Annotated in this window: 20 protein-coding genes; 12 read left to right on the plus strand and 8 right to left on the minus strand. The window is 33.6% G+C overall.

Annotated elements, in window-relative coordinates; all coding sequences use genetic code 11:
• Window positions 1-501: 501 nt before the first annotated feature.
• The 3 genes from CWS01_RS00990 to CWS01_RS01000 form a co-directional block, all read right to left on the minus strand.
• Window positions 502-852 (minus strand): YtxH domain-containing protein, encoded by a 351-nt coding sequence (locus CWS01_RS00990; RefSeq protein ID WP_101175174.1) that lies wholly within the window; start codon window positions 850-852, stop codon window positions 502-504.
• Window positions 853-1,095: 243 nt separating this feature from the next.
• On the minus strand, window positions 1,096-2,178 hold the full coding sequence (serC, locus tag CWS01_RS00995) for a 3-phosphoserine/phosphohydroxythreonine transaminase (RefSeq protein WP_101175175.1): 1,083 nt from the start codon (window positions 2,176-2,178) through the stop codon (window positions 1,096-1,098).
• A 284-nt stretch (window positions 2,179-2,462) separates the two neighbouring features.
• Window positions 2,463-2,885, minus strand: a complete 423-nt coding sequence (locus tag CWS01_RS01000) for an HIT family protein (RefSeq protein WP_101175176.1) — start codon at window positions 2,883-2,885, stop codon at window positions 2,463-2,465.
• Window positions 2,886-3,538: 653 nt separating this feature from the next.
• Here CWS01_RS01000 and CWS01_RS01005 point away from each other — a divergent pair.
• The 3 genes from CWS01_RS01005 (at window position 3,539) to CWS01_RS01015 (ending at window position 6,326) form a co-directional block, all read left to right on the plus strand.
• The gene (locus CWS01_RS01005) at window positions 3,539-4,279 is read left to right on the plus strand and encodes an ABC transporter ATP-binding protein (RefSeq protein WP_101175177.1); all 741 of its coding nucleotides are present in this window, start codon (window positions 3,539-3,541) and stop codon (window positions 4,277-4,279) included.
• The gene (locus CWS01_RS01010; RefSeq protein ID WP_101175178.1) at window positions 4,272-5,489 is read left to right on the plus strand and encodes an ABC transporter permease; all 1,218 of its coding nucleotides are present in this window, start codon (window positions 4,272-4,274) and stop codon (window positions 5,487-5,489) included. Before CWS01_RS01005 ends, CWS01_RS01010 begins: the two co-directional genes overlap by 8 nt.
• 117 nt (window positions 5,490-5,606) lie before the next feature.
• On the plus strand, window positions 5,607-6,326 hold the full coding sequence (locus tag CWS01_RS01015) for an EcsC family protein (protein ID WP_101175179.1): 720 nt from the start codon (window positions 5,607-5,609) through the stop codon (window positions 6,324-6,326).
• 68 nt (window positions 6,327-6,394) lie between these two features.
• Here the strand turns inward: CWS01_RS01015 and CWS01_RS01020 are convergent, their stop codons facing one another.
• Complete coding sequence (locus CWS01_RS01020; protein WP_101175180.1) at window positions 6,395-7,597, minus strand: M20 family metallopeptidase; 1,203 nt, start codon at window positions 7,595-7,597, stop codon at window positions 6,395-6,397.
• A 214-nt stretch (window positions 7,598-7,811) separates the two neighbouring features.
• Between CWS01_RS01020 and CWS01_RS01025 the strand changes: the two genes are divergently transcribed.
• Window positions 7,812-8,453 (plus strand): phosphatase PAP2 family protein, encoded by a 642-nt coding sequence (locus CWS01_RS01025; protein ID WP_157827514.1) that lies wholly within the window; start codon window positions 7,812-7,814, stop codon window positions 8,451-8,453.
• A gap of 325 nt (window positions 8,454-8,778) precedes the next feature.
• On the opposite strand, the gene CWS01_RS01030 is transcribed toward CWS01_RS01025, so the two are convergent.
• The 3 genes from CWS01_RS01030 to CWS01_RS01040 form a co-directional block, all read right to left on the minus strand.
• Window positions 8,779-10,179 carry a hypothetical protein gene (locus CWS01_RS01030; RefSeq protein WP_101175182.1) on the minus strand — a complete coding sequence of 467 codons (1,401 nt, stop codon included), beginning with the start codon at window positions 10,177-10,179 and terminating at the stop codon, window positions 8,779-8,781.
• A 237-nt stretch (window positions 10,180-10,416) separates the two neighbouring features.
• Window positions 10,417-12,102, minus strand: a complete 1,686-nt coding sequence (locus CWS01_RS01035; RefSeq protein WP_101175183.1) for a methyl-accepting chemotaxis protein — start codon at window positions 12,100-12,102, stop codon at window positions 10,417-10,419.
• Window positions 12,103-12,470: 368 nt separating this feature from the next.
• A complete protein-coding gene (locus CWS01_RS01040) occupies window positions 12,471-12,986 on the minus strand; it encodes an antibiotic biosynthesis monooxygenase family protein (RefSeq protein WP_101175184.1) in 516 nt (171 codons plus the stop codon).
• Window positions 12,987-13,490: 504 nt separating this feature from the next.
• Between CWS01_RS01040 and hemE the strand changes: the two genes are divergently transcribed.
• The 6 genes from hemE (at window position 13,491) to CWS01_RS01070 (ending at window position 21,562) form a co-directional block, all read left to right on the plus strand.
• On the plus strand, window positions 13,491-14,540 hold the full coding sequence (hemE, locus tag CWS01_RS01045; protein WP_101175185.1) for a uroporphyrinogen decarboxylase: 1,050 nt from the start codon (window positions 13,491-13,493) through the stop codon (window positions 14,538-14,540).
• Between the two features lie 214 nt (window positions 14,541-14,754).
• Window positions 14,755-15,699 carry a ferrochelatase gene (gene hemH, locus CWS01_RS01050; protein ID WP_101175186.1) on the plus strand — a complete coding sequence of 315 codons (945 nt, stop codon included), beginning with the start codon at window positions 14,755-14,757 and terminating at the stop codon, window positions 15,697-15,699.
• 276 nt (window positions 15,700-15,975) lie between these two features.
• The gene (locus tag CWS01_RS01055) at window positions 15,976-16,548 is read left to right on the plus strand and encodes a TetR/AcrR family transcriptional regulator (RefSeq protein ID WP_193603743.1); all 573 of its coding nucleotides are present in this window, start codon (window positions 15,976-15,978) and stop codon (window positions 16,546-16,548) included.
• A 71-nt stretch (window positions 16,549-16,619) separates the two neighbouring features.
• Entirely contained in the window at window positions 16,620-18,836 is a 2,217-nt protein-coding gene (locus tag CWS01_RS01060) for a YhgE/Pip domain-containing protein (protein WP_101175187.1), read from the plus strand.
• Between the two features lie 200 nt (window positions 18,837-19,036).
• A complete protein-coding gene (locus CWS01_RS01065) occupies window positions 19,037-20,026 on the plus strand; it encodes a lipoate--protein ligase (RefSeq protein WP_101175188.1) in 990 nt (329 codons plus the stop codon).
• Between the two features lie 258 nt (window positions 20,027-20,284).
• Complete coding sequence (locus tag CWS01_RS01070) at window positions 20,285-21,562, plus strand: M48 family metallopeptidase (RefSeq protein ID WP_101175189.1); 1,278 nt, start codon at window positions 20,285-20,287, stop codon at window positions 21,560-21,562.
• A gap of 216 nt (window positions 21,563-21,778) precedes the next feature.
• Here the strand turns inward: CWS01_RS01070 and CWS01_RS01075 are convergent, their stop codons facing one another.
• Window positions 21,779-22,012 carry an IDEAL domain-containing protein gene (locus CWS01_RS01075; protein WP_101175190.1) on the minus strand — a complete coding sequence of 78 codons (234 nt, stop codon included), beginning with the start codon at window positions 22,010-22,012 and terminating at the stop codon, window positions 21,779-21,781.
• 183 nt (window positions 22,013-22,195) lie between these two features.
• On the opposite strand from CWS01_RS01075, the gene CWS01_RS01080 reads away from it, so the two are divergent.
• Together CWS01_RS01080 and CWS01_RS01085 are read left to right on the plus strand one after the other, a co-directional pair.
• Window positions 22,196-22,786: a competence protein ComK gene (locus CWS01_RS01080; protein ID WP_101175191.1), complete on the plus strand. Its 591-nt coding sequence runs from the start codon at window positions 22,196-22,198 to the stop codon at window positions 22,784-22,786.
• Between the two features lie 527 nt (window positions 22,787-23,313).
• Window positions 23,314-25,308, plus strand: coding sequence for a S9 family peptidase (locus CWS01_RS01085; protein ID WP_101175192.1), 1,995 nt, complete (start codon window positions 23,314-23,316; stop codon window positions 25,306-25,308).
• Window positions 25,309-25,810: the final 502 nt, after the last annotated feature.

Here is a 25,810-nt window from a genome sequence, read left to right on the forward strand (position 1 = left end):
ATAAAAATAAACAAAATTTTTAGAAATAAGAATATTTTTTATTAGAAAACGTTTACTTTGAATATTTATGTTTAGTTTCTAATAAAAATTCAAAATTAAATTTAAATAAATAGGGAAAAATAGGAAGTTTGTATTAGGGAGAAAAAATATTTTATCGAATTTATCATAAAAAAATGAGGAAATGCTTTTTTTATCAGATGCTACTTTAATAAGGTAAAGTTAAATGTTTATAATATCTAAATATTTTTAAAAGATTGAAATTTATATTTTATAATAGTCCTGAGATAATTTATATATTTTTTATATGTTAATTTTTTTGAAATTAAATAACAGTGATTGGAATAATATTATATGTAAATAGAATTTTTTAGAAATATTGTCGATTTTGTGTCATTTTTTTTGACATATTTTTTAATATATTAAATAAAAAATAAAAAGAGAGAAGAATCATGTTAGATTTTCTCTCTTTGATGGTTAGATAGGTGATATGTATCTAATTCTTTATTTTAAACTGGATTCTAATTCATTGACTGTAGATTCTAATTCTTTTAATTCTATTTGAAGCTGTTCTTGATGTGGTTTAATTTCTAGTTTCCAATCATTTAACGTTAGTTTAAGATCTTCGATAAAGGAGCTAATAATCGCTTTACCTTCTACAGTAGCAGTTGTAATGGAATCTTTTATATCGATAATGTTAACTTGTAATTCCCGGATATCTGTTAAAATTGTTTGGCTGTTATCTCGAATCGTTTTTCTTGCTTCTTTACCAGACATAGGAGTAGAAAGCAGTGTAGTAACTCCTGCAGCTATCCCTCCAATAATAACTCCTGTTAAAAATGATTTGGCACTCATATTTTCACCCCATTTTTTTCTAGCTATGTTAAGTGACACTGTTGAATAATCCATTATTTAATGGCTATTAAGATCGCCTAGGATTAAAGCTTTACTTTATCAACATTCATTAACAGAGCTTTGTTTTATTATAACTTATTTCTTTTATGTATTTCTATTTTGAGAGATTAAGAAAGAAGAAAGCCATATGAATAGTCAATTTTAATTAGGGGCTAATCCTTAATGGATAGCCCCTAGCTTTTATTATTTATAATTTTTTTGGAAATTTTCCATAAAGGCAGCGAGTGCTTGAACATGCTCTAAAGGAACTGCATTATAGATGGACGCACGGCAGCCGCCAACAGAACGGTGTCCATTAAGCCCGATAAAACCAGCTTCTTTTGCTTGTTGAAGGAATTCCTTTGTAATTTCTTCTGTTTGTAATGTGAAAGTTACGTTCATTTTCGAACGGCTATTTTTTTCTGCATGTCCTTTGTAGAAACCATTGCTTTCGTCGATAACGTTGTATAAAGTTTGTGCTTTTTTGTTATTGATTGCAGCTATTCCTTCTACTCCACCATTTTGTTTTACCCATTTTAATACAAGAGATAATAGATAAATTGCTAAAGTTGGAGGAGTATTAAATAAAGAATTATTGCTTGCATGTGTTTCGTAACTTAGCATAGTTGGTAAGGAAGAATCTTTTTTGATTAGCTCTTTTTTAATAATAACAACTGTTACACCGGAAGGACCAAGGTTTTTTTGTGCACCTGCATAGATAACATCGAATTGTTTGATATCAAGTGGTGTACTTAAAATATCACTGGACATGTCGGCGATTAAAGGTACTTTCAAATCGGTTGGAAAAGATTGCCATTGTGTTCCGAATATCGTATTATTGCTTGTGATATGAAGGTATGCTGCATTATCAGGTACGTTAATTTCTTCTAAAGCAGGGATGTACGTATAGTTTGATTCTTTGCTTGACGTGCAAGCAGCAGCTTCTCCTACTTTTGAGGCTTCTTTTAATGCTTTTTCAGCCCAAACGCCTGTTAAAGTATAGTAGCCTACTTTATCTGCTTCCAGCAAATTCATTGGAAGCATGGTGAATTGAAGGCTGGCTCCGCCTTGAAGAAATAGAATTTCATAATCTTCCGGTATAGAAAGCAAGGATGACAGAAGTTCTTTTGCCTCATTATGGACATCTTCGTAATCTTTGCTGCGATGACTTAATTCCATTATAGACATTCCTGTATCATTAAAATTCATCCAGCTATTTTTTGCTTCTTGCAGTACCCATTCTGGAAGTGCAGCAGGACCAGCGTTGAAATTATAAGCGCGTTTCATATTATCGTTTCCTCCCAATACATTCCGCAAAATCTTGCGGTAAAGACTAAAAAGTTTAATCTAATACTAACAAATTGTGAAGATTTGTACAGATAAAAATAAAACCTTTTTAAATTTTTTTTTATATTTAAAAAGGTTTGGTGGATGTATTGTTTTTTTAATAAAACAATAAGTTTATTATTATTTAGTTTAAATCGCATAAAATGTAAGAATGAACTCTTTCTTTATATAAAAAGAATTTTTATTCAATAATATTATAGGGATTTAATTTTTTCGAAAAAAAATTATTGCATTTTACCTTTAATTGTGTTTGCGACTTGGACAAGATCTTCCTCTGAATACGCATCAAAATTTGTTTTCCAGACAGCACCAAAACCATCGCCTTTTCCATAACGAGGAATGATATGCATGTGATAATGGAAAACAGACTGGCCAGCTTTTTCGCCGTTATTATTTAATAAGTTTAACCCGATAGGCTGGTATGCATCTTTTATTGCTGTCGCCACTTTAGGTACAACTTCAAATATATTTTTAGCAATTTCTGGAGTTAATTCAAAAATATCTTTTACATGGTTTTTGGGGACAACTAGTGTATGGCCTTTTGTTACTTGGCTAATATCTAAAAAGGCAATAACTTGATCATTTTCAAATACTTTTTTAGCAGGGATTTCCCCATTGATTATTTTACAAAAAATACATTCACTCAAAAATATTACTTCCTTTCTTATCTTGTTCTTTTCATTTTATCATAGCTATAAGAATCGGGGCAAAAAGGATAGAGGAAATAGAGAGAAGTACAGACCAACTTAAAAAGGCAGGACCCATACGGAATCCTGCCTAATTGAAGGGAAACTTATCGTCTACGTTTTAGGGTTATTCTCTTTAACAAACACCTCATTTATTAATGAATTGTTTACGATGAGAAATAATGATCATTGTTCAACCGAACCATCCCCTTATAGCTTTATATGTTGATTAACGTATAAAGATTGGATGACAGTCTGCGACACACACCTCATTTCAAAGTGGAAATGATATATATTGCTTTTACGTAAGTAAAGCAACATATGGCGCTTTTGATCTTTAAGTTACACTTATCACACTGTGCAAGGCAACCATCCCCTTATGATCGGAACGAATATAAGTTTACATATTAAGAATTATTTTAAATAATCTTTTGTAAACACCTCATTATTGAAGTTTTTTGTTTCAATATTTTGTGGTGCTCCCCTTCACTAGATAGAATAACCACATTCTGAAGTTTATATACAAAAGAAAATAAAAAAATTAATAAGTAATTATTTTTAATTATAAACAATTGTTGATACACTATTATTACTATAGCTTGGAGGTTATATGAATGGCGCTATTAGAGATAAAAAATGTTACAGGAGGATATACACGAAATCCTGTATTAAAAGATATTAGCTTTTCCATCAATGCAAATGAAATAGTTGGACTAATTGGTTTAAATGGTGCGGGGAAAAGTACGACGATACGCCATATTATCGGTCTCATGGAACCACATAAAGGTGAGATTACTATTGATGGTTTAGTTTTTGAAAAAGAAAAGGAAAAATATCGCAGAAAATTTACTTTTGTCCCAGAAACACCCATTCTTTATGAAGAATTAACACTAGAAGAGCATTTGAAATTGACTGCAATGGCATATGGTCTAACCGAACAACAATATAAAGAACGGATGGAAACCTTGCTGAAAGAGTTTCGAATGCAAAAAAGACTAAAGTGGTTTCCTTCCCATTTTTCTAAAGGGATGAAGCAAAAAGTGATGATTATGTGCGCTTTTTTGGTGCAGCCTTCTCTTTATATTGTTGATGAACCATTTGTTGGCTTAGATCCGTTAGGAATTCAATCTCTTTTGGATTTAATGAAGAAGATGAGGGAAGAAGGTGCAGGAATTCTTATGTCTACACATATTCTAGCAACGGCAGAAAGATACTGTGACCGAATTATCATTATTCACGAAGGAAAAATAAAGTGTACAGGAACGATGGATGAATTGCGCAAAGAATTTAATATGCCAAAGGCAGCCCTAGATGATATTTATATTCGTTTAACAAAGGAAGAAGATTATGTTTGAGTTTAACGAAAAACAGTTATGGAAGGACAGAATAGGGGAGACGGCAAAAGAATATGCACAATATTTAAAGTATATTTTTAACGGTCATTTAGTGCTTGTATTTGTTTTTTTAGTAGGAACAGCAGCCTATTATTATCAAGAATGGCTAAGTCACATACCACAAAATTTTCCTGTGAGTTTTATCATGTGCATTATCCTAGCATGGTTTGTAACAGCATCGCCCACTTATACATTTCTAAAGGATGCAGATAGAATTTTCCTAATTCCTGTAGAACAAAAAATGGATGGTTATTTTATTAAATGCATGCTTATAAGCTTTATTTTTCAAATATATATCTTATTTATAATTTTGGGTGTATTTATGCCAATGTATGCCGTGCTTAACAATAATAGTTTTCAATCTTTTTGGTACTTTTTTTCCATACTTCTTGTTGCAAAGGGTTTAAATATGTTGATTCGCTGGCATGTGCAATATTTTGTCAATATTAACTCTCATTACATAGACACTATCATTCGTTATCTTGTTAATGCAGTTTTATTATATTTTGTTTTTTCAAGGGCAAGCATCCTTTTTATTATGATTCTTTTTTGTATTCTTGCTGGCTTGTATCTGTATTATCAGCAGGCAACGCGGCATAAGGGGATAAAATGGGAATTTTTGATTGCCCAAGATGAAAAGCGTTTAGCATCGTTTTATTTATTTGCCAATATGTTTACAGATGTACCACAGCTAAAAAATCGTATTAAAAGAAGACGAATCTTAGATGTTTTTGTTCGTTCCATTTCTTTTGATTCCAATAAGACTTTTACCCATTTATTTTGGAGAACTTTTTTTCGCTCTGGAGATTATTTAGGGCTTGTCCTCCGCTTAACTATTATCGGAGGAATCACTTTATTTTTCCTATCATTTGGCTATGGACAAGTGCTATTGGCTATATTATTTTTATTTTTAACAGGACTGCAGTTAATTCCATTATGGAATGCCTATCAAGATAAGCTTTGGGTGGAACTATATCCATTGCCAGTAGCCTTGCGGACAAAAGCATTTAAACAGTTGCTTTCAATGATTTTATCCATAGAAGGAATTTTTTTATCACTCATTATTCTTATTAAAGGGGATGTGTTGATTAGTTTCTTTTCTATCGTGGCGAGTCTTTTATTTACCTTTTTGTTCGTCACATTGTATGTGAATAAAAAGCGTCTTCCTTGAGGAAAGATTTAAAAAACATCCATTCTTAATAAAGAATGGATGTTTTTATATAAATGGAAAAAAGGGAGGAACTAAATGTTTTTTGTAACGTATGAATAAAAAAGGAGGGGAATATATTTGAAGGAGTATGAGAAGTTGGTTTACATAGAATTAGCTGAATGGAAACGGAAGCTTCGCAGACGTTCATCCATGATTACTAGATTTTCTAAAAAAACGCAAAATAAAATTAATGCATATATACCTACGAAAGCTCACAGGGCAGTGACAGAAGCAATTAAACAAATGATTCAAACAACTCTTAAAGGGTCCAATAAACTAACGAAAAAAACTCAGTACCCAAACATAACATTAGAAGAAAAAGACCAGCTTATGATGAAAAAAATAAACTTTTACCGTAAAACGGCAAGTGTGGAGGGGGCAGGGACAGGGGCAGGGGGAATATTATTAGGATTGGCCGATTTTCCAATACTTTTGTCCATTAAAATGCAGTTTTTAATGGAATCAGCTTCCCTTTATGGATATGATACAGAATTATATGAAGAAAGGGTATTTCTGTTATATATTTTTCAGCTTGCTTTTTCTAGTGATGAGAAAAGAGCAGATATCCTTGAGATAGTAGAGAATTGGGAAGAATATAAAAAGGAAAAGACAGAACTTAATTGGGAACAGCTGCAAACGGAATATCGGGATTATATTGATTTTGTAAAAATGCTGCAATTAGTTCCAGGAATAGGAGCTTTTGTAGGGGCATATGCGAATTATAATTTGCTGGATCAACTAGGAGAAACAACAAAAAATGTTTATCGAATGCGCCATTTGCAGAATGCTGCTAAGTAAAAAGAGTAGGAGAGACAAAATGCAGCGTCTTTATTAGAGGATAGATGATCTAATAAAGACGCTGTATTTTATTCCGCTACTAATGTCGGTTTCTTTAATGCTGCATTCGTATATTGCACAGCTGCAGAACATAATGTTTTGGCAGCAATCAGCATTGCTTTTTCATTAATATCAAATTTCGGATGATGGTGAGGATAAGTAGGCCCATCTGTATCTGGCTGTGCTCCTGTAAAGAAGAAAGTTCCTTTGACATGCTGCAAGTAATAAGAGAAATCCTCGCCTGTTAAATCTGGATCGCCTTCTATAGCGGTTACTCCTGGAATAGCAGAGGCGCATTGTGCAAGATATTCCGTTTCCTCTTTATGGTTGATAACAGGAGGATATCCTTTTTCAAAATTAAATGTATAAGAGCTGTTTGCTGTATAGCAAGTTCCTTTAATGATTCTTTCCATTTCTTCGATAATCAATTCTTGTGCCTGTTCATTAAATGTTCGCACCGTACCGCTGATTGTAGCTGTATCTGCTATAATATTCGGTGCTGATCCGGATGTAAACGTCCCAATGGTAAGAACAGCCGATTCAATTGGATTCACTTTTCTGCTGATAATTTGCTGCAGGTTAACAACAAGTGCAGATGCTGTGACAATTGAATCTTTTGTTTTATGGGGCTGTGCTCCATGCCCACCTTGTCCTTGAATAGTAATATCAAATCCATCTGCGGCTGCCATCATCGGTCCGACACGATAAGAAATGGTGCCAGTTGGCAAAGTAGCCCAAAGATGTGTACCGAAAATTGCCTCTACGCCATCTAAGCATCCGGCTTCAATCATTGGTTTTGCACCACCTGGATTTACTTCTTCTGCATGTTGATGGATCAAGACAAAGTTTCCAGATAAAGATTTTTTGTTTTGTTCAAGAATTTTTGCTAATACTAATAAAGTAGCAGTATGGCCATCATGTCCACATGCATGCATCACACCAGGGATCTTTGATTTATAAGGAACATCTTTCTCATCTTGAATTGGCAATGCATCAAAGTCTGCACGAAGTGCCACTGTTTTCCCGGGCTTGCCTCCATAAATTTTCGCCACTACCCCATTGCCACCGATATTTGCTTGAACTTCAATTCCTAATTTTTCATAATAAGAATAGATATATTTAGCTGTGTTATGCTCATTATAGGAGAGCTCTGGATATTGGTGAAGGTATCTTCTTATTTCAACCATTTCTTGATAACTATTTTCTAAATCTAGAAACAGATTTTCTAACATTACTTTCACCTCATATAAAATTCTGGAAATTATTATTTCATATTATACCATGATAAAATGACAAGAGAAATGAAAAATCAACATGCTAATATACTAAAGCATTGATTGAGCAGGATATTAGGGGATTTTCGGGAAAAATAAAATTCAGGATTTTCTAGCGATACAACATTTGCTACACTAATGCTAGTAAATAGAAATGGAGGAACTAACAAGGTTGAAAAATTCTAAAGTGATTGTAGCTGGCGTAGTAACCGCCTTTATATTGTCCATCTATTTGATTATTGTTTTAGAAAGAGAAGGCAGCTTTGCCATCGATTCTGTGCTAACAGACTTTATTCAAGGAATATTCCCCCATAGCAGTTATTCTTTTTTTGAATTTCTGTCGAATTTTGGAGATAAAATAGGGATTGGGATTGTTGCTATTATTTTCATTATTTGGCTTGCATGGAAGAAACGGGATTTTCTTGGAATTGCAGCTTTTGTTATTGCGGTAGGGCTTGGCAATGAATTTAATAAAATAATTAAAGAAGCAATCGCAAGACCTCGTCCTACATTTAATCATTTTGTAGATGAAAGCAGCATGAGTTTTCCAAGTGGCCATGCAATGGTGGGGCTTATATTATATATGTTTATTGCCCATTTTTTAGCGAAGGAAGCAAAATCCTCGGCTGGAAAAGGAATAATTGCCATTTGTGCTCTTTTTTTCGTGCTGCTAATTGGAATTAGCAGAATTGTATTAGGTTTTCATTATCCAACTGATATTATTGGTGGATATTTAATTGGATCTATTTGGCTATTTCTTTGGATTTCTTTATATGAACGGTTTAAAAATCGAACAAAAGAACGAAATAAATGAAAAAGGAAGCCTGGAGTTTAGGCTTCCTTTTTCATTTATTCTGTTTTCGTAAACATTGTTGCTTTTAAAGAAGTAGGTTGATTTCCGTTCCAGGAGGCTCGCTTTCCATGGGGTGGGTGGTGAGCATCCTCGGGGTATCGCCCCTTGTCCTACTAATCCCACAGGAGTCTCGCACCTTTCACTTCAATCCACCTGTTTTAACCATGGATTTACTCATGGAAACGATCCGAAAAACAACAATCTTTTAGAAAACAGCCTTCATTTAAAACGGTTTTGTTTGGGCATAAATTGCTTGTGCAATGATTGTTTGTTAATAGTTGAAGTTTTAAATAAGAAACATTGCAACAATGGTAGTGACAACAAGCCCAATAATTACTGGCACTAGATTTCGTCTTGCCAATTCAAATGGATCAATATTACAAATCGCCGCTGCTGGAATTAATGCCCAAGGAATTAAAGTTCCTCCACCTACCCAAATGGCGGCAATTTGACCAAGAGCAGTAAGTGTACTTATTCCCTCACCAATGGCATGTGCAAATAAGCCAGCAATTGAACCTGCAAGAGAAATTCCAGAAAAACCGGATCCATCTAATCCAGTTATTACTCCAACTGTTGTAAGAGTAATGGCGCCAATTTCTTTTGTTAGAGGTACGGTTGAAGCGAGTGCAACTCCTAAATCATTCACTAGACCATGAGAGGCTTTAGGAAGATAGTCACCAACAATAGTAGTAAAACCTGAATCTCCAAGATAAAAGAAAGCAGCAATTGGAATAACAGGTCCAAATACTTTAAAGCCAAATTGAAAACCTTCTATTAAATAACTTGTTGTTTTTTCTAAACCTTTATTTTTATAGCTTACTAACGTAATTAGAATCAGAATCAGAATGGAAGTGCCGCCAACTAATGCAGTTGCATCTCCACCTTGCAGTTTTAAAAGAGACATTGCTACAACGTCAAGGGCAAATAAAAGGGAAATAAGCAAAGCGAACATTCTTTTTTGTGTTTTGGAAAGCAAATAGGAATCTTGTTTCGGCAAAATGGAAGAAGAAGTGGAAGAGATGCCAGTAGACATCGTTAACTTGCCATTTTTCATATCTCTTTTAATAAAATAAAAAGCGGCAATCGTAGTAACTGCTCCCATTACAATAACAAGTGGTACACTTGCAAGCATTACTTCCTGGACAGGAATGCCTGCTGCATCCGCAGTAAGTTTTGGAGCGGCCTGAATAATAAAATCTCCAGACAAAGCAATTCCATGGCCAAATAAATTCATTGCCATCGCGACAGCAAGGGGAGGCAATCCTACCCTAATAGCCACAGGCAGCAGGACAGCGCCTATTAGGGCAACTGCTGGTGATGGCCAGAAGAAAAAGGAAATAATCATCATTAAAATGCCAATTATCCAATAAGCTAAACTTGGCGAGCGAATCAATTTAGAAAAAGGGGAGATCATGACATCGTTTATTCCAGTTTTTGTTAATATCTTGCTCATTGCTACAATAATAGAAATAACCAATATGGTTGGCAATAATTCTGTAATCGCATAGATAAAACTAGTGAAAATACTGCTAATTGATCCGCTTAATGATCCAGTTGCTGTAATGGCCAATAAAAATATGCCAACAATACAGATGAAAGTAGTATCACGCTTCATTACCATAAATCCAATAATAAGTAATATAAATAAAACATATATCCAGTGAAGTGCTGTTAATTCTACACCCATATTCCTCGATGCTCCCTTCTAATCCGAGTGGAAAATAGGCATATTAACCAATTTCGGATTTACTACAGAGTATGAATAGAGGGAGATTTGGTGATTGGATAATAAGGGGATAAGTTGAAAAAATTTGGTGGCTAAGTTTCAAAAAGAAACCGTACCAATATATGCTGAAACTTAGTTATCTGCATCAAAAAAAGGACAAAAGTTTAATGTTAACTTTTGCCCTAGGGTGTTGAAAAATTATATTTTAAAACGATGAATTAGTTGCTGCAGTTCATCTGCTAATTTGGACAACGCTACCGCAGAAGATGAAACCTCTTCAAAAGAAGCAGTCTGTTCTTCAGTTGCTGCAGATGCACTTTCTGTACTACCTAATGTTTCGTTAGAACCAATAGTGATGGTTTCGATTGTTTGCTGAACCTCTTCTACTCCTGCGGTAATATCCTCAGTAGTGGCTGCGACTTCTTGTATTTGAGTTGTTACCAATTCAATGCTTTCTAATATTTCTTTAATATGTTGGCTAGTTTTTTGCGATAGTTGAATACCGGAGTTCACATTTTCTTTTACTAAATTCATGTTATCGACCGTTGAACTGGATTGTCCGTAAATGGAGGAAACAAGTGTATGTATGTGGTTGGCAGATGTATTAGTCATATCTGCTAATTTTCGAACTTCATCTGCTACGATAGAAAAACCTTTGCCATGTTCCCCAGCCCTTGCCGCTTCGATAGCAGCATTTAATGCAAGTAAGTTGGTTTGATTGGATATATCGGTAATAAAGGAAGAGATGTCTTGTATTTCGTTTGCACTTATGACAAGTGACTGCAATCCTGCCTCTGCTAAACTTACTGAATGATTAATTGTTTCTATTTGCTCTTGCACTTTCAAAACAGCTTTTTCTCCGTCTTCAGCTTGTCCTCTAATTAATGTAGATACATTTGCAACATTATTGGCATTCAATGATACATTCTTAACATTTTGCAGTGACATGTTTACAGCATGTAAGCTACTTTGTGTCATTTCATTCTGCAAGCTGCTATTTTCTGAGATTGACTGAATAGAAAAAGCTACTTGTTCTGCAGTAATTCTTGATAATTCCGTACTAGCAGACAATTCCTCCGATGCTTGGGCTACTTCTTTGGATGTTTGTCCAATGTGTGCCATCATTCCTTGAAGGGAGTCTACAAATGTATTAAAGGAGTAAGCTAATTGACCAAATTCGTTTTTTCCTGTTACTTTCACCCTTTGTGTTAAATCTCCTTTTCCTGATGAAATATCCGTCATTTGTTTATTTAAAAGATTTAGTGGTTTTAATATTGATCTCAAAAGAGTAATAGAAAGAACTGCACTTAACATTGTCGAAGTAATAATAATCATCAATAACATGGTTTTTGTTAAGGCAATATTTTTTTGATTAGAAATTTCTAGTTTCTCTACATCTTGATTAATAGTATTTACTAACTGTTGAACAGAAGGATCCAAAACCTCTTTTCTTAATGTTCTTAAGTCTTGAAAGTGCAAATTTTCAGCTGCATGCCGATCTTGTTGATATAGTTCTGTTACTTGCTTGTTCATTGCGGTAAGGCTGTTGAAATTTGTAACAAATAATTTAATCTGATTTTCGTAAGTCTTATAGTTGGTTGATTTTTCCATTTTTTGAATAGTTTGATTTATATCTTTTGCTTTTTCATTTATTCCATCTGTATACTGGCTATCACCTGTAATAAGAAAGCCTCTTTCATCATTTGATATTCCAGCAATACGATATTGAATATAAGTAACAAGTCGCTGCATTTCTTTTGCATTTTTTAACTTTTCATTATATTTGCTGGTAGTATGAATACTGCTATTGGTATAACCACCAATTCCAATTATTGCTATAAATAAAATAAGTAATATAGCAATTAATTGTGTTTTTATTCTCATAAGCTAACCTCACTTTATTAGTTTTCTTAAATTGGTTATTAAATGTTAGGCAATGTAGTAAAACCCTTTATTATTATCGGACTTTTATTTCATTATTTTAGAGGAGAGAGTAAAGAAACCTAACTTGCATAGAAATGGAATGTATACGCCAAACTTAAGAATAATCAGGAGATTTGTCGATATTAGTAGTTGAGAGGAAATATTTTCATTTATTCATTTCTTCGAGGAATTAGCTGCTGTCAGTTAGCGACTAGTTGTGTCATTTCCTTGGAAATAAAATGTCTATTTGTCAGATGGAACAGCATAATTTGTCTTATCTAGATTTATTCAATAGAAAACCTCCTTGAAAAGACAAAGGAGGCAAAGGATTAATCATCATTTGTAGGTATAGTCAACTGCGTCAAATAAGATTTTCCATAAAAAAGATGATGTTGTGAATCATTCCAAGAATTTTCTGGACTTTCTACAAGTGGTGATGGAGTATTGATCGGATTTTTTCTCCATTTTATATAGTCACTTTTAGAACTCCATAAACAAAAAATAATATACATATCACCGCTTTTGGGTTTTAATAAACGGCTGGCTTGGAAATCTCCTGTTTTTAAAGAAAGAATTTTATTGATCTCATATTCAAAACGGGGTTTATATTCATCCGTTACAGGAATATGATTCATGGTCGCAAATCCTTCATTTACTAAATTTCCAAAGGAACTTATTGCTTCATATTGCCGAGGAGAGTGAAAAATGGTTTTTTTCGAAGTCTCATGCATAAGAACCCCTTCACCGTTTTGCTTCTGCATTAAAAGAAGTGTTTCTGTTCTAAATTTTTTTTCATATTTTTTATATAAAAAATCATATGTGCCGCTAGTTAAGTAAATGTTCATTAGTTCCTCCTTAAATGAAGTATTCCTATTTAAAGATACGATAGGTAAAAAGAATTTCCTGCATATGGTTTATATTCATTGATATTTTATATTTTTAAAAATAGTCAGTTATTTAAGAGGTGAAAGGAAAAAATTAGCGTAATAAATTATGTATTTGAAAATTAAAAAGAATCTTTTGTGTACTTTTTGTGACAGATAGTTAAGTTATCTATACAGAGATAGTGGAAACAGCTATATTTAGTAGATTGTCATGTTTTATTCTATTTTATTTGAGGGAAAATAAAAAAATAAATCATTTTCCTTTATTATATTATATAAATTATAATATAATAACAATTATTAATTCGAAACAGTTAGTAGCTAAAGTGAAAGCTCCAATTGATAGGATAAAATAGAATAGCTCAAAATATGAAGTTTTTCACAAACTTTACTATAATAGATGATAGATGAAAGTAAGTTATAAAAAATAGAAGGATACACTCCGAAAGGTGGATATATTAAGTAATGGGCATGCAAATAAATGATACATTTTTAAAGGCAGCAAAGGGAGAAAAAACGGATTTTGTTCCTGTATGGTATATGCGTCAAGCTGGGCGATCACAGCCAGAATATCGAGCAATCAAGGAAAAGTATTCCCTATTTGAAATAACCCATCAGCCAGAGCTTTGTGCATATGTAACAAAGTTGCCTGTGGATCAATATAATGTAGACGCAGCTGTACTGTATAAAGACATTATGACACCGCTTCCTGCGATTGGGGTAGATGTAGAAATAAAATCTGGCGTTGGTCCAGTTATTGCAAACCCTATTCAAACACTTCAGGATGTAGAGAAATTAGGAATACTGCAGCCACAAGAAGATATTAAATATGTGCTTGATACAATTAAATTACTGACTGAGGAACAATTAACGGTTCCTTTAATCGGTTTTTCTGGTGCTCCCTTTACGCTTGCTAGTTATATGATTGAAGGAGGGCCTTCTAGAAATTACCATAAAACAAAAGCGTTTATGTATTCAAATTCAAAAGCATGGTTTGCATTAATGGAGAAATTGGGCGATATGGTAGTTACATATGTAAAAGCGCAAATTAACGCAGGTGCAGGTGCTATTCAAATTTTTGATTCATGGGTAGGGGCATTAAGTGTACAAGACTATCGAATATTTATTAGACCTATTATGGACAAAATTTTCTCGGCACTAAAAGACGAAACAGTTCCTCTTATTATGCATGGGGTAGGAGCAACGCATCTTGCTAAAGAATGGAATGATCTCCCATTAGATGTAGTGGGGTTAGACTGGCGTTTGCCAATTAGAGAAGCAAGGGAAAAAGGAATAACAAAAGCTGTTCAAGGAAATTTAGATCCTGCCATTCTTTTGGCGCCTTGGGACATAATAGAAGAAAAGGCAAAAGATATTATTGATCAAGGAATAGAGCATAATGGATTTATCTTTAATTTAGGGCATGGTGTGTTTCCTGAAGTAGATCCACAAGTTTTGAAAAAATTAACTGCATTTGTTCATGAATATTCTTTAGAAGCATTAAAGAATAAATAATATTTATTTCAGATTGTAGAAAAAGTCCAAAATGCAAACTTTCAATGTGATCGAAAACGTTTGTCGCATCAAAGCGTGAAGCCTTGGGAGAAGCGGAGTTGCCAAAGTAGGTAATGAGTATCCAAGCAAGGCGAGTAACAAAGAAAGCGGGCGTTTGTCGACAGCCTCGAATAAATAATGTTTATTAATTGATTATAGAGATGGGTGAGTGAAAATGGCAAAAAAACAAGTTGGATTATTGGTAATGGCATACGGGACGCCGTATAAAGAAGAGGATATTGAACGATATTATACACATATCAGACATGGCAGAAGACCTACTGATGAGATGCTTGAAGATTTAAAAAATCGTTATGAAGCAATTGGAGGCATTTCGCCGCTTGCGAAAATTACGATAGAGCAGGCCAAAAGTTTGGAAACATACTTGAATAAATTGCAAGATGAAATAGAATTTAAGATGTACTTAGGTTTAAAACACATTGAGCCATTTATAGAAGATGGAGTAAAAAGCATGCATGAAGATGGCATTACAGAAGCTGTCAGCATTGTACTCGCTCCACACTATTCTACATTCAGCATTAAATCATATAATGGCCGAGCAAAAGAAGAAGCAGAAAAACTCGGCGGTTTAACGATTCATAGTATTGACAGCTGGTATGATGAGCCAAAATTTATTCAGTATTGGGCAGCAAAAATAAAAGAAATATTTGCTTCGATGCCATTTGAGGAAAAACAACATGCGGCATTAATTGTTTCGGCACATAGTTTGCCAGAAAAAATTCTGCAATTTGGAGATCCCTATCCTGATCAATTAAAGGAAACGGCTGATTTAATCGCAAAAGAAGCTGGCATTTCTGCCTACTACAACGGGTGGCAAAGTGCGGGGAATACCCCAGATCCTTGGCTTGGTCCAGATGTTCAAGATTTAACAAAAGAGCTGCATAAAAAATATGGCTATAAAGCATTTGTGTATGCACCTGTCGGATTTGTATCCGATCATTTAGAAGTGCTGTATGATAATGATTATGAATGTTTAGTTGCAACAAAAGAAGTTGGCGCCAATTATTACAGACCAGAAATGCCAAATGCACAACCAGAATTTATTGCTGCTTTAGCAACAGTTGTGTTAAATAAATTAAGAGTTGCTGCGATGAATTAACTCAGGCAGGAAATGATAGATGCAAAAAGGGAGAGGAAAATGCGCTTATTCTAGTTATTTTCTTTTCCTTTTTTTGCTTTTTATTAGAAATTAAAAATATTTTTAATGATAGCGTTTGTTTATAAAAGATAGGATGAATTGTTATTGATATAGAGATAACATTATGATATAGTGATAAATGTACTTTGTGACTGAATTGTTCATTTGGTCATTTTTGTATTCATATAAAAATAATATTATTTAAAAGAATAGAAAAATAAAACGGTGGTGAGATATGTGGCGGTGGATCGGAGAAAACAAATTGTTGAAGCTGCATCCAAGTCTTTTGCTACATTTGGCTATAAAGCAACGACGATGGATCAAGTGGCAAAAATTGCAAATGTAGGCAAAGGTACAATCTATACTTTTTTCAAAAATAAGGAGGAACTTTTTTCTGAGATTATTTCTAGATTAATTCAAGAGATGAAAGAAACAGCAGATGATTCGTTTCATCCTGAACGTCCATTTATGGAAAATGTGCATAAAACACTTGTTAAAATGCTAGAGTTTCGCAAAGAGCATCAATTAACAGTGAAACTATTTCAAGAACAGCGGGAAATGGGAACATTAGAAGTAAAAGAGGTAATAGATAGATTAGAAAGTGCAATTGTTCAATATATACGAAATCGTGTCCAAGAAGCGATTGATAAAAGGGAAATTCAACAGTGTGATACGGAATTAATGGCCTTTTTGATTTTTAAATTGTATATTGCCCTTATTTTTGACTGGGAAAAAAATCATGTTCCACTTCAAGGAGAAGAAATAGCTGTATTTTTGGAAAAAACTTTGTTTAAAGGATTGTCCGTCTAAGATAATCCTATTTTTATCAAGGGGAATGACCGAATGAATAAAATGGTCATTAAGTAATGGGAGGTAAAAAAATGAAGACAGGTTCATTAAAAGCGGAAGTTTCGTCTATTTTTAAAAATAGAATGAAGCTGATTTCGATTATTGCGATTATTTTTATTCCAATCTTGTATTCTGGCATTTATTTGTGGGCATTTTGGGATCCTTATGGCAATCTAGAGAAGCTGCCAGTTGCAGTGGTAAATGAAGACAGCGGAGCGAAAATGGATGGGAAAAAATTAGAACTTGGAAAAGATTTAGTAGACAATTTAAAGGAAAGCAATGATTTTGATTTTACTTTTATTGAGAAGGAAAAAGGCTATAAAAACTTAGAAAATCAAAAATATTATATGTTAATTGAGATTCCTAAGGATTTTTCCGAAAATGCTACAACATTAATGGAAGATAATCCGAAAAAATTAGATTTGATATATGTTTCTAATCCTGGCTATAACTTTATTAGTGGTCAAATAGGCAATTCAGCAATGGAGAAAATTAAAGAAAGTGTAAGCAAAGAGATAACAAAAACATATGCTGAATCCATTTTTGACAATATTGGAGAAATGGCAGATGGACTGAAATCAGCAAGTGATGGTGCAAAAAAATTGGAAGAAGGTACATCGAAGGTCCAATCAGGTTCAAAAGATGTATACAATAATTTAGCTACACTTGCTGAAAAATCGATTGCTTTTAATCAAGGGGTTTCTTCAGCCAATGCTGGTGTTAAAGATTTGAAAGATGGTGCAGAAAATTTAGCTGAAGGGTTAGGAAAGCTGCAAACTGGTCAAAGTAACCTTACCGATGCAGCTAGTAAACTCCAAGCTGGAGATCAATCCATTTTAAATGGAATTTCTCAAACAACAGAAGGCATCAATAGTGTGAAAAATAGTATTCCGGCTTTAATAAATGGAACAAGTAAATTAAAGGAAGGTTCTGATACATTATCTAATGGATTGACTAATTGGAGTGAAAAGTCATCAGAATTAGTAGATGGTGCCAAACAGTTAAATGCAGGTACAAAACAATTGCAAGAAACGATTAATTCTATGTTGCCATTGCTTGAAGGAGTACCTGAAGAAAAGCAAAAAGAATTAGCAGCTGCTTTGCAAAGTCTTGTAGATGGAAGTGCATCGGTTGCGGCAAACACTGAAGGTTTATCGCAAGCTGCAAATCAGTTAGCTTCAGGTGGCGAAACCTTATCAACTGGGCTCACAAATTTAAATCAAGGGCATGAGAAATTGCAGTCGGGCGTTAATCAGCTGGCAGATGGGAGTGCCAAGTTGCAAAGAGGATCCCAGCAGCAGGTGGCGGGACAAAAACAATTTATTGCTGGCTTAAATACGTATTCTGATCAATTTGGAAATGCAGTCAACGGTTCTACAGAACTGGTTAAAGGAGTGGAGTCCCTTCAATCAGGGATGGATACATTAGCATCTGGTTCAAGTGCGTTATCTAATGGAACGAATAAATTAAAGGAAGGTTCTAAAGAGTTGGCAGATGGCACAAATTCTTTAGTAGATGGAAGCAAGGAATTGTCTTCTAAATTAAAAGATGGAGCAGATGATGCGGGCTCTATTCATTCTGATGATAAAACATATGATATGGTAGCTTCTCCAGTAGAGCTTAGTGATAAAAAAATTACAGATGTTCCAAACTATGGAACGGGATTGGCTCCATATTTTATCTCATTAGGATTGTTTGTTGGCGCATTAATGCTGTCCATTGTCTTTTCATTTGATGAGCCAGAAGTAATGCCAAAGAGCGGATTCAGATGGTTTTTAAGCAAAACAGCCATTTTAATGACAGTCGGAATCTTACAAGCATTAGTAGTTTCCTTTATTATGCTTGTTGTATTAAAAGTAGATGTGCAAAGTGTTCCTTTATTTATTCTATTTACAATCATTATTAGTCTTGTATTTTTTTCGATTATACAATTTTTGGTTACGACATTAGGAAATCCAGGAAGATTCCTTGTTGTTATTCTATTAATCTTTCAATTAACAACAAGTGCAGGCACATTCCCATTAGAATTAATTCCTGATATATTGCAAGGAGTGCATGCACTCCTTCCAATGTCTTATTCGGTGGCTGGTTTAAAAGCGGTAATTTCAAGTGGTGATTTTGCTTTCATGTGGCATAATGCATGGATTCTAGCAATTTATCCAGCAATCTTTATTATAGGTACGCTTATCTATTTTGTTGCCATGTTTAAACGCAAATATGCAAATGGCATTCAAACAGCAGAGCAATAGAGAAAAGATAGTCTGATCTTTTAGTAGGTCAGGCTCTTTTTTTATTGATTTTCTAAGCAAATGTGCCAATAAAACGAAATTAGAAAAATTAGATGAATAAGACCTGTAGATTAGATATAGTAAATAAGGACATAAATATTACTACTATAAAAATTGTGTTACTATTATAATATGGGAAGATGAAAAAAAGGGGTGTCACCATGCTTTTTATAGATAATAAAGGTATAACGGATCCACGCATTAATTTGGCAATAGAAGAATATGCGGTGAAAAATTTAGACATAAATGAAACGTATTTGTTATTTTATATAAATGAGCCATCTATTATTATTGGCAAAAATCAGAATACAATTGAAGAAATCAATACAGACTATGTAGAAGAAAAAGGCATACATGTAGTCAGAAGGCTTTCTGGCGGCGGAGCAGTTTATCATGATTTAGGAAATTTAAACTTTAGCTTTATTACAAAAGATGATGGAGACAGCTTCCACAACTTTAGAAAATTTACTGAACCTGTTGTAAAAGCTTTGCAAAGCTTAGGCGTTAATGCAGAGCTGAGCGGTCGCAATGATTTGCTTGCAGAAGGAAGAAAAGTTTCTGGCAATGCCCAATACGCAACAAGGGGAAGAATGTTCAGTCATGGAACTTTGCTGTTCCGTTCAGAAATGGATCATGTTGTTGCTGCTCTAAAAGTCAAAAAAGATAAAATAGAATCAAAAGGAATTAAGTCTGTAAGAAGCAGAGTAGCGAATATTACAGACTTTTTGAAAGAAGATATAACGATTGAAGAATTCCGCAAATTACTTTTAGCATATTTGTTTGAAGGAGAAGAAAATATTCAAGAATATGTATTAACAGATGACGATTGGAAGAAGATTCACGTTATTTCGAAAGAGCGGTACCAAAATTGGGATTGGAATTATGGCAAGTCTCCGAAATTTAATATTCAGCACTCCCACCGTTTTCCTGTTGGCCAAATCGATGTACGCTTTGATGTAGTGAAGGGAATTGTAAAGCAATGCAAGATTTATGGTGACTTCTTTGGTGTTGGAGATATTTCGGATATTGAAAATAGATTGATTGGCGTGCGTTATGATCGTGCTGATTTAGAAAAAGCATTAGAAGAAACACCGATAAAACACTATTTCGGCAATGTAACGAAAGAGGATTTTCTACATCTTATTTATTAAGAACCTAAAAATAAGAAGATGCAAAAAAGGGGGCTTTATGTGATGGCCATCTTTTTAGCATCTTCTTATTTTTTGAACAAATACTTCGTTTAATGGGCTTTTCCCCTCAGCTAAGGGAGTATCTAGATGGGTAGAAACCTGCTGAGTAAAAGCCAGATTGAAGTTTCACTTTATCTATAATTTCATAACTTCTAGTTCTAAATGAAAAATTTTGGACTAATTATTATTAATAGGTTGTACTAGGATTGGAGGGATAAAATGGCGAGGAAAATTGGATTTTATACGGTTTTATTTTATGTAGCGTACGGCTTATTTTTTTATTGGTACTTATTTTACCATGCCGAAACAGCTTTGCCTTTTGAATACCAAGGATCACAAGCAGATCCGGCAACTTTTTTAAATAGCAGGGAACTCGCTCTTAGTGAGGAATATTCTAAAGTTCGCAATTTCTTATTTTTTCTGTCCACACCCTTTGAGTGGGTGCTTTACCTCTTTATTTTATTATTTGGTTTATCAAAGGCCTATCAAAAGTGGGGAGAGAAATCAGCGAAGTATAAGCTCCTGCAACAAGGGATCTATTTATTCTGGCTATCTTTAACAGCATATATTGCAACATTTCCATTAAGCTATATCAGCTATACGTTATCGAAAACCTATCATATTTCTACACAAAGTTTTGCAGCATGGATGAAAGATGAGCTTATAGATTTTTGGGTTAATTTTGGTTTTTTGTATCTTTTCGTTGTGGTTATTTATTGGTTGATTAATAAAAGCCAAAAACGCTGGTGGCTATATGCTTGGTTTCTTTCTGTGCCATTTACTTTATTTATTACGTTTATTCAGCCTGTCGTCATTGATCCCCTGTATAACGACTTTACGCCTTTAAAAAACAAAGAGCTGGAAACAAAAATATTGGATTTAGCAAAAAAATCTAATATTCCAGCAGAACATGTTTTTGAAGTGAATATGTCTGATAAAACGAATGCTTTAAATGCGTATGTTACAGGAATTGGCAGCAATTCAAGAATTGTTCTTTGGGACACGACATTAAATAAATTGAAGGATAAAGAAATTCTATTTGTTATGGCACATGAAATGGCTCATTATGTAGAAAAGCATATTTATATAGGAATTGGAATTTCTTTGTTTTTATCATTTATAGGCTTATATATCATTTATAGGTTAATGCATATTATTATAGCGAAATGGGGAGATGTTTTTAAAATTGTAGATATAAAGGATATCCGCTCTTTGCCACTGATGCTTGCGCTAATTTCTCTTCTGTTTTTTGTTTCTAGTCCATTAACGAATACGATATCAAGATATGAAGAGAACAGAGCAGATAAATATGCTGTAGCGATGACCGAAGATCCAGATTCAGGGATTGCGACTTTTCAAAAATTGGCGAAATCAGGATTAAGTGAAGTGAATCCTCCATTAATAGTAAAGATTTTTCGCTATAATCACCCGACCATGTTAGAACGAATAGCTGAACTAGAGGAAGCAAGCGTGCTGAAAAAAAATAGTGAGAAATAAAATAAAAAGAACAAATAGTGGCGAGCCGCGTCCCACACTGATTGTTAGAGGAAGTCTATAGAAGGTAGGTCACATAGACTGGTTATAGCGGGCATTTATACTATTCACCTAGATTTCTCCTGTATTCTTTTAATCTGTTGGATGAGGCAATTAAAAGAAAATGCCACTTATTCTATGTAGGGAACCTCATAGAATAAATGGCATTTTTAGCTTATTTCAACTGCCGAAGCGCTTACATAATTGATTGAATTCAATACTTAATTGATTGAATTTTTCTCTATTTCTTTCATCAATGGCTTTATCAATAAGGGTCATTAAGTTGTCTTTTTCTATTTTTAAGTGGATTTCAGATAGCAGCATATCAATGTAAAGGTCCATCACATAAGTTTTAGCTTTTTTTCTTTTCATAGCATTTAATTTAGTTAACTCAGTGTATGACTTTTCCTTCATTTTCTTCACCCCTGACACCTTTTTAATATTATATGGTGAAATTTTCAAAATATCAATCAAATATTTTAAAAATTAAGAAAATGATGAAAGAGTTTGAATAAATTAAGAAAAATTAAAAGTTTTAATTAATAAATAGTACTTTAGTGCTATGATAAAGGAAAAGATGAAAAGGGAGGGAATTTTTTGGTTTTTAATTCAGAAAATTCGGATAACTATAGTATTAATTTATTAACACTTGCAATTTTTCCATTTACTACAAAAAAAGGAGAACTATTTTCAGAGATATATGAAGGGAATCAGATTATTATTTGCAGTTTGCCGCCAAAAGAAATAATAAACAGAAATTGTATTCACTTGGGCTGCTCCTATGATGGAAAAAAAACAGGGACTCGAGCGCTCATGAATTACAGCTATAAGGTGCCAATTGCAATTGATGCTTTTTCCATTTGCTTTTTTCCTACTCATTCTCCATCCCATACTTCTTGTTCATGGATCTCCGTTTCGCCTATTGTAGAAGTGAAAAAAATCGGATCTTTGCAAACAAATATCATGTTTAAAAATAATGTGGAAATTACGGTCAGCGTTTCCCATCACTCTATTACTAACCAAATATCTAGAAGCAATGCATTGCTGAAAAAGGTTAATTATAATCAAGAACAGAAAAATAGCTCCTCCTTTTTTATTAAAAACGATTATAAAAATAAAAAAGGAGGGAGAAGAAAAAATTGCAAAGAAGATAATGCTCTTTATTCAGATGACAATGAGGAAAATTAAATACAAAAAATCGTTTTGAATTATATTTAATTATTTTTGAATCTTACTAGCACAATTTATATATGCCTTCGTTTATTAACTCCTTGTGTACAGTCCTCACTGTTATTTTAACAAGATCCAAATAAAGCTTTTACTAATGCTGATATCATAATTATTCATAGACAAATAAATAGTTTATTCTATCAAATGATTGTTGTACTGTAGAAATTGTATGTAAGTATTTAGCTTAATTCATGAAAAAAAGTTTATCTAAAGATTAAAAAATGTGTTCGTTAATATAAAAAAAGAATCTTTAACAACTATCATTTGTCTTTTGCTAGTTGAAATTACCTAATAATTGGGTTAAAGTAGCCAATATAAGAATCCTTTCTGTGGTTATTCGGAACAGAAATGGATTCTTTTTGCATTTAATTAATTCCATGTAGGAAAAAGGCTTGGCATAGAAACTTTTATATATAGTCAGTTATTTTTTTTTGATTAGAACAAATAAGAAATTAGCATATTAAATGATAAAAGGATGGTGTGTTATGAAAGAAAAAAAGAGCATAGCAGCTGAACATTTGTATAAATTAAATTCTGTTGTCGACCCTCAAGTAGATAGTAGTGGAAAGGGGTGTTTATATGTTGTTACATCGATCTGTAAAAAAAATGATACATATATTTCTAATATTTATTACAAAAGTTTGGAAGAAGAAAGTGAAGAGATGCAATGGACATTTGGGAAAGATAGAAATCATTCACCTAGATGGTCTCCCGATGGCAAAAAAATTGTATTTGTATCCAATCGAACAGGAAAAAAACAACTATTTATCTTAAATAGAGAGGGAGGCGAGGCCAGACAGCTCACAAATATTCCTAATGGAGCAACCAATCCTGTATGGTCTCCCGATGGCTCAAAGATTGCATTTCAAACAAGACTCTGTAAAGAAGAAAGCATCAATTGTAAAGAGGCTAACATAGATCATACTTACAAAACAGTGCCATTAGAAGTTACAAACATGAAGTATAAATCAGATCAATCAGGCTTATGGGATGGAAAATATCAGCACATAGGAATGATTGATATTAGTACAGGAGAATTAATGGAGATTACTACCGGCGAAAATGATTATTTACTAGAAAGCTGGTCCCCAGATGGAAAATATATTGCGATTTCGGCAGATACACATAAGGATAAGGATCTTAGTTTCTGCTCAGATGTCTTTTTGTATGAGGTAGAAACTAGTATTTGGAAGAAAATAACTTCCGGATCAGGGGATTTTGGAAAAGTAACATGGTCTGCCAATGGAAAGAAAATAGGGTTAATTGGACATGAAAGGGAATATGAAAATGCAACATACTCTAAATTATGGGTATATGATGTTGAGTTAGAGTGGCTGCAATGTTTAACACCTGATTGGGATGCAAATGTTGGAGATGACGCGATTGGAGATTTTCAGCAAGGCGTTGTTACCCCTGGAATGCTGTGGGGAGAAGACAATGAAAGCTTTGTATTTCTAGGAAGCGATCATGGCAATACGATTGTTTATTTTGGACATGAAACAGGAGCGATTTATCCATCTTTAATCGATAATCAGCATGTGTATGGCCTATCAACAGGAGGCAGCCTAAAATGGGCTGTTGTGGCTATAAGCACACCAAAGCTGCCTGGAGATTTATTTCTATTAAACTTAGAAACAGGCGAAGTAAAACAATTAACGGATGTAAACAAACAATTTGTCAAAGAGCATGAATTTGCAAATGTAGAGGCCATTCAGTTTCAATCAAATGATGGATGGGAATTGCATGGATGGCTTATGAAGCCAATAGGTTTTAAAGCAGGGGAAACATATCCATTAACTCTTGAGATTCATGGTGGCCCACATGCTATGTATGCGAATACTTATTTTCATGAATTCCAAGCATTAGCAGCAAATGGCTTTGCTGTTTTGTATATAAATCCTAGGGGAAGTTTTGGTTATGGCCAGCATTTTGTTGATGCAGTTAGAGGAGATTATGGAAATAAGGATTATGAGGATATAATGGATGCAGTCGATTATATTCTTGCAAACTTTGACTTTATTGATGAAACACGATTAGGGGTAACTGGTGGCAGTTACGGAGGATTTATGACAAATTGGATAATAGGACATACGAATCGTTTTAAAGCGGCTGTTACACAACGCTCTATCTCTAATTGGATTAGTTTTTATGGGGTAAGTGATATTGGCTATTATTTTTCTGATTGGCAATTAAAGGCTGATTTAACGGATATGGAGACATTATGGAAGCATTCTCCGTTAGCATATGTAGAAAAAATCGAAACGCCCTTGCTAATATTGCATGGAGAAAATGATCTTCGTTGTCCAATTGAACAGGCAGAGCAATTGTTTATTGCATTAAAAAAACAAAAGAAAACGACAAAATTTATTCGTTTTCCAGAATCGAATCATGAATTATCAAGAAGTGGGAAACCTTCTCTTAGGATAGAACGTCTAAACTATATAAATAATTGGTTTAAAGAGTATCTAATGAAAAACTAGTTTTATCATGCATGAACGGGCTTTTTCCCCGACCTAAGGAATGATAAGAGAAAACGAGAAATCTAGGTGGGCAGAAACTTGCTGAGTAAAAGCTTGGTTGTTAGTTTCACTTTATTTTGAAAGTGGAAAAATTATCTTAAAAAGCATATTTTCTGATATGATAAGAGAAAAGTCATTGAAATAAAAAATTTTAATAAAAAAAATAATAGGATTTTTGACTGAACAATAGTGTATTTCTAGCTAGCAAGGGTAACAATTGTACAGAGAAGGACTAATCTTTTATAATTTTAAAAATCAATGGTCATACGAAAAATGTGGAAGTCACTTAAGGATGAATTTATCACACATGAACAGGCTTTTGCCCCCACCTAAGGGATGATAAGAGAAAATGAGAAATCTAGGTGGGTAGAAACTTGCCGAATAAAAGCCTGATAGAGAAGAACACAGACTACTATAGCGCCCACGTCCTGTGGCAACGTCTGTGTCGCCTATATTCTATAGA

This window comes from Niallia nealsonii (assembly GCF_002835805.1).
In the GTDB taxonomy this organism is placed as follows: domain Bacteria; phylum Bacillota; class Bacilli; order Bacillales; family Cytobacillaceae; genus Niallia; species Niallia nealsonii.

Excerpts from the sequence above, each read along its gene's own strand:
- CWS01_RS00990 (WP_101175174.1), bottom strand. The coding sequence starts at position 852 with ATGAGTGCCAAATCATTTTTAACAGGAGTTATTATTGGAGGGATAGCT.
- serC (WP_101175175.1), bottom strand. The coding sequence starts at position 2,178 with ATGAAACGCGCTTATAATTTCAACGCTGGTCCTGCTGCACTTCCAGAA.
- CWS01_RS01005 (WP_101175177.1), top strand. The coding sequence starts at position 3,539 with ATGGCGCTATTAGAGATAAAAAATGTTACAGGAGGATATACACGAAAT.
- CWS01_RS01010 (WP_101175178.1), top strand. The coding sequence starts at position 4,272 with ATGTTTGAGTTTAACGAAAAACAGTTATGGAAGGACAGAATAGGGGAG.
- CWS01_RS01020 (WP_101175180.1), bottom strand. The coding sequence starts at position 7,597 with ATGTTAGAAAATCTGTTTCTAGATTTAGAAAATAGTTATCAAGAAATG.
- CWS01_RS01030 (WP_101175182.1), bottom strand. The coding sequence starts at position 10,179 with ATGGGTGTAGAATTAACAGCACTTCACTGGATATATGTTTTATTTATA.
- CWS01_RS01035 (WP_101175183.1), bottom strand. The coding sequence starts at position 12,102 with ATGAGAATAAAAACACAATTAATTGCTATATTACTTATTTTATTTATA.
- CWS01_RS01040 (WP_101175184.1), bottom strand. The coding sequence starts at position 12,986 with ATGAACATTTACTTAACTAGCGGCACATATGATTTTTTATATAAAAAA.
- hemE (WP_101175185.1), top strand. The coding sequence starts at position 13,491 with ATGGGCATGCAAATAAATGATACATTTTTAAAGGCAGCAAAGGGAGAA.
- hemH (WP_101175186.1), top strand. The coding sequence starts at position 14,755 with ATGGCAAAAAAACAAGTTGGATTATTGGTAATGGCATACGGGACGCCG.
- CWS01_RS01060 (WP_101175187.1), top strand. The coding sequence starts at position 16,620 with ATGAAGACAGGTTCATTAAAAGCGGAAGTTTCGTCTATTTTTAAAAAT.
- CWS01_RS01065 (WP_101175188.1), top strand. The coding sequence starts at position 19,037 with ATGCTTTTTATAGATAATAAAGGTATAACGGATCCACGCATTAATTTG.
- CWS01_RS01070 (WP_101175189.1), top strand. The coding sequence starts at position 20,285 with ATGGCGAGGAAAATTGGATTTTATACGGTTTTATTTTATGTAGCGTAC.
- CWS01_RS01075 (WP_101175190.1), bottom strand. The coding sequence starts at position 22,012 with ATGAAGGAAAAGTCATACACTGAGTTAACTAAATTAAATGCTATGAAA.
- CWS01_RS01085 (WP_101175192.1), top strand. The coding sequence starts at position 23,314 with ATGAAAGAAAAAAAGAGCATAGCAGCTGAACATTTGTATAAATTAAAT.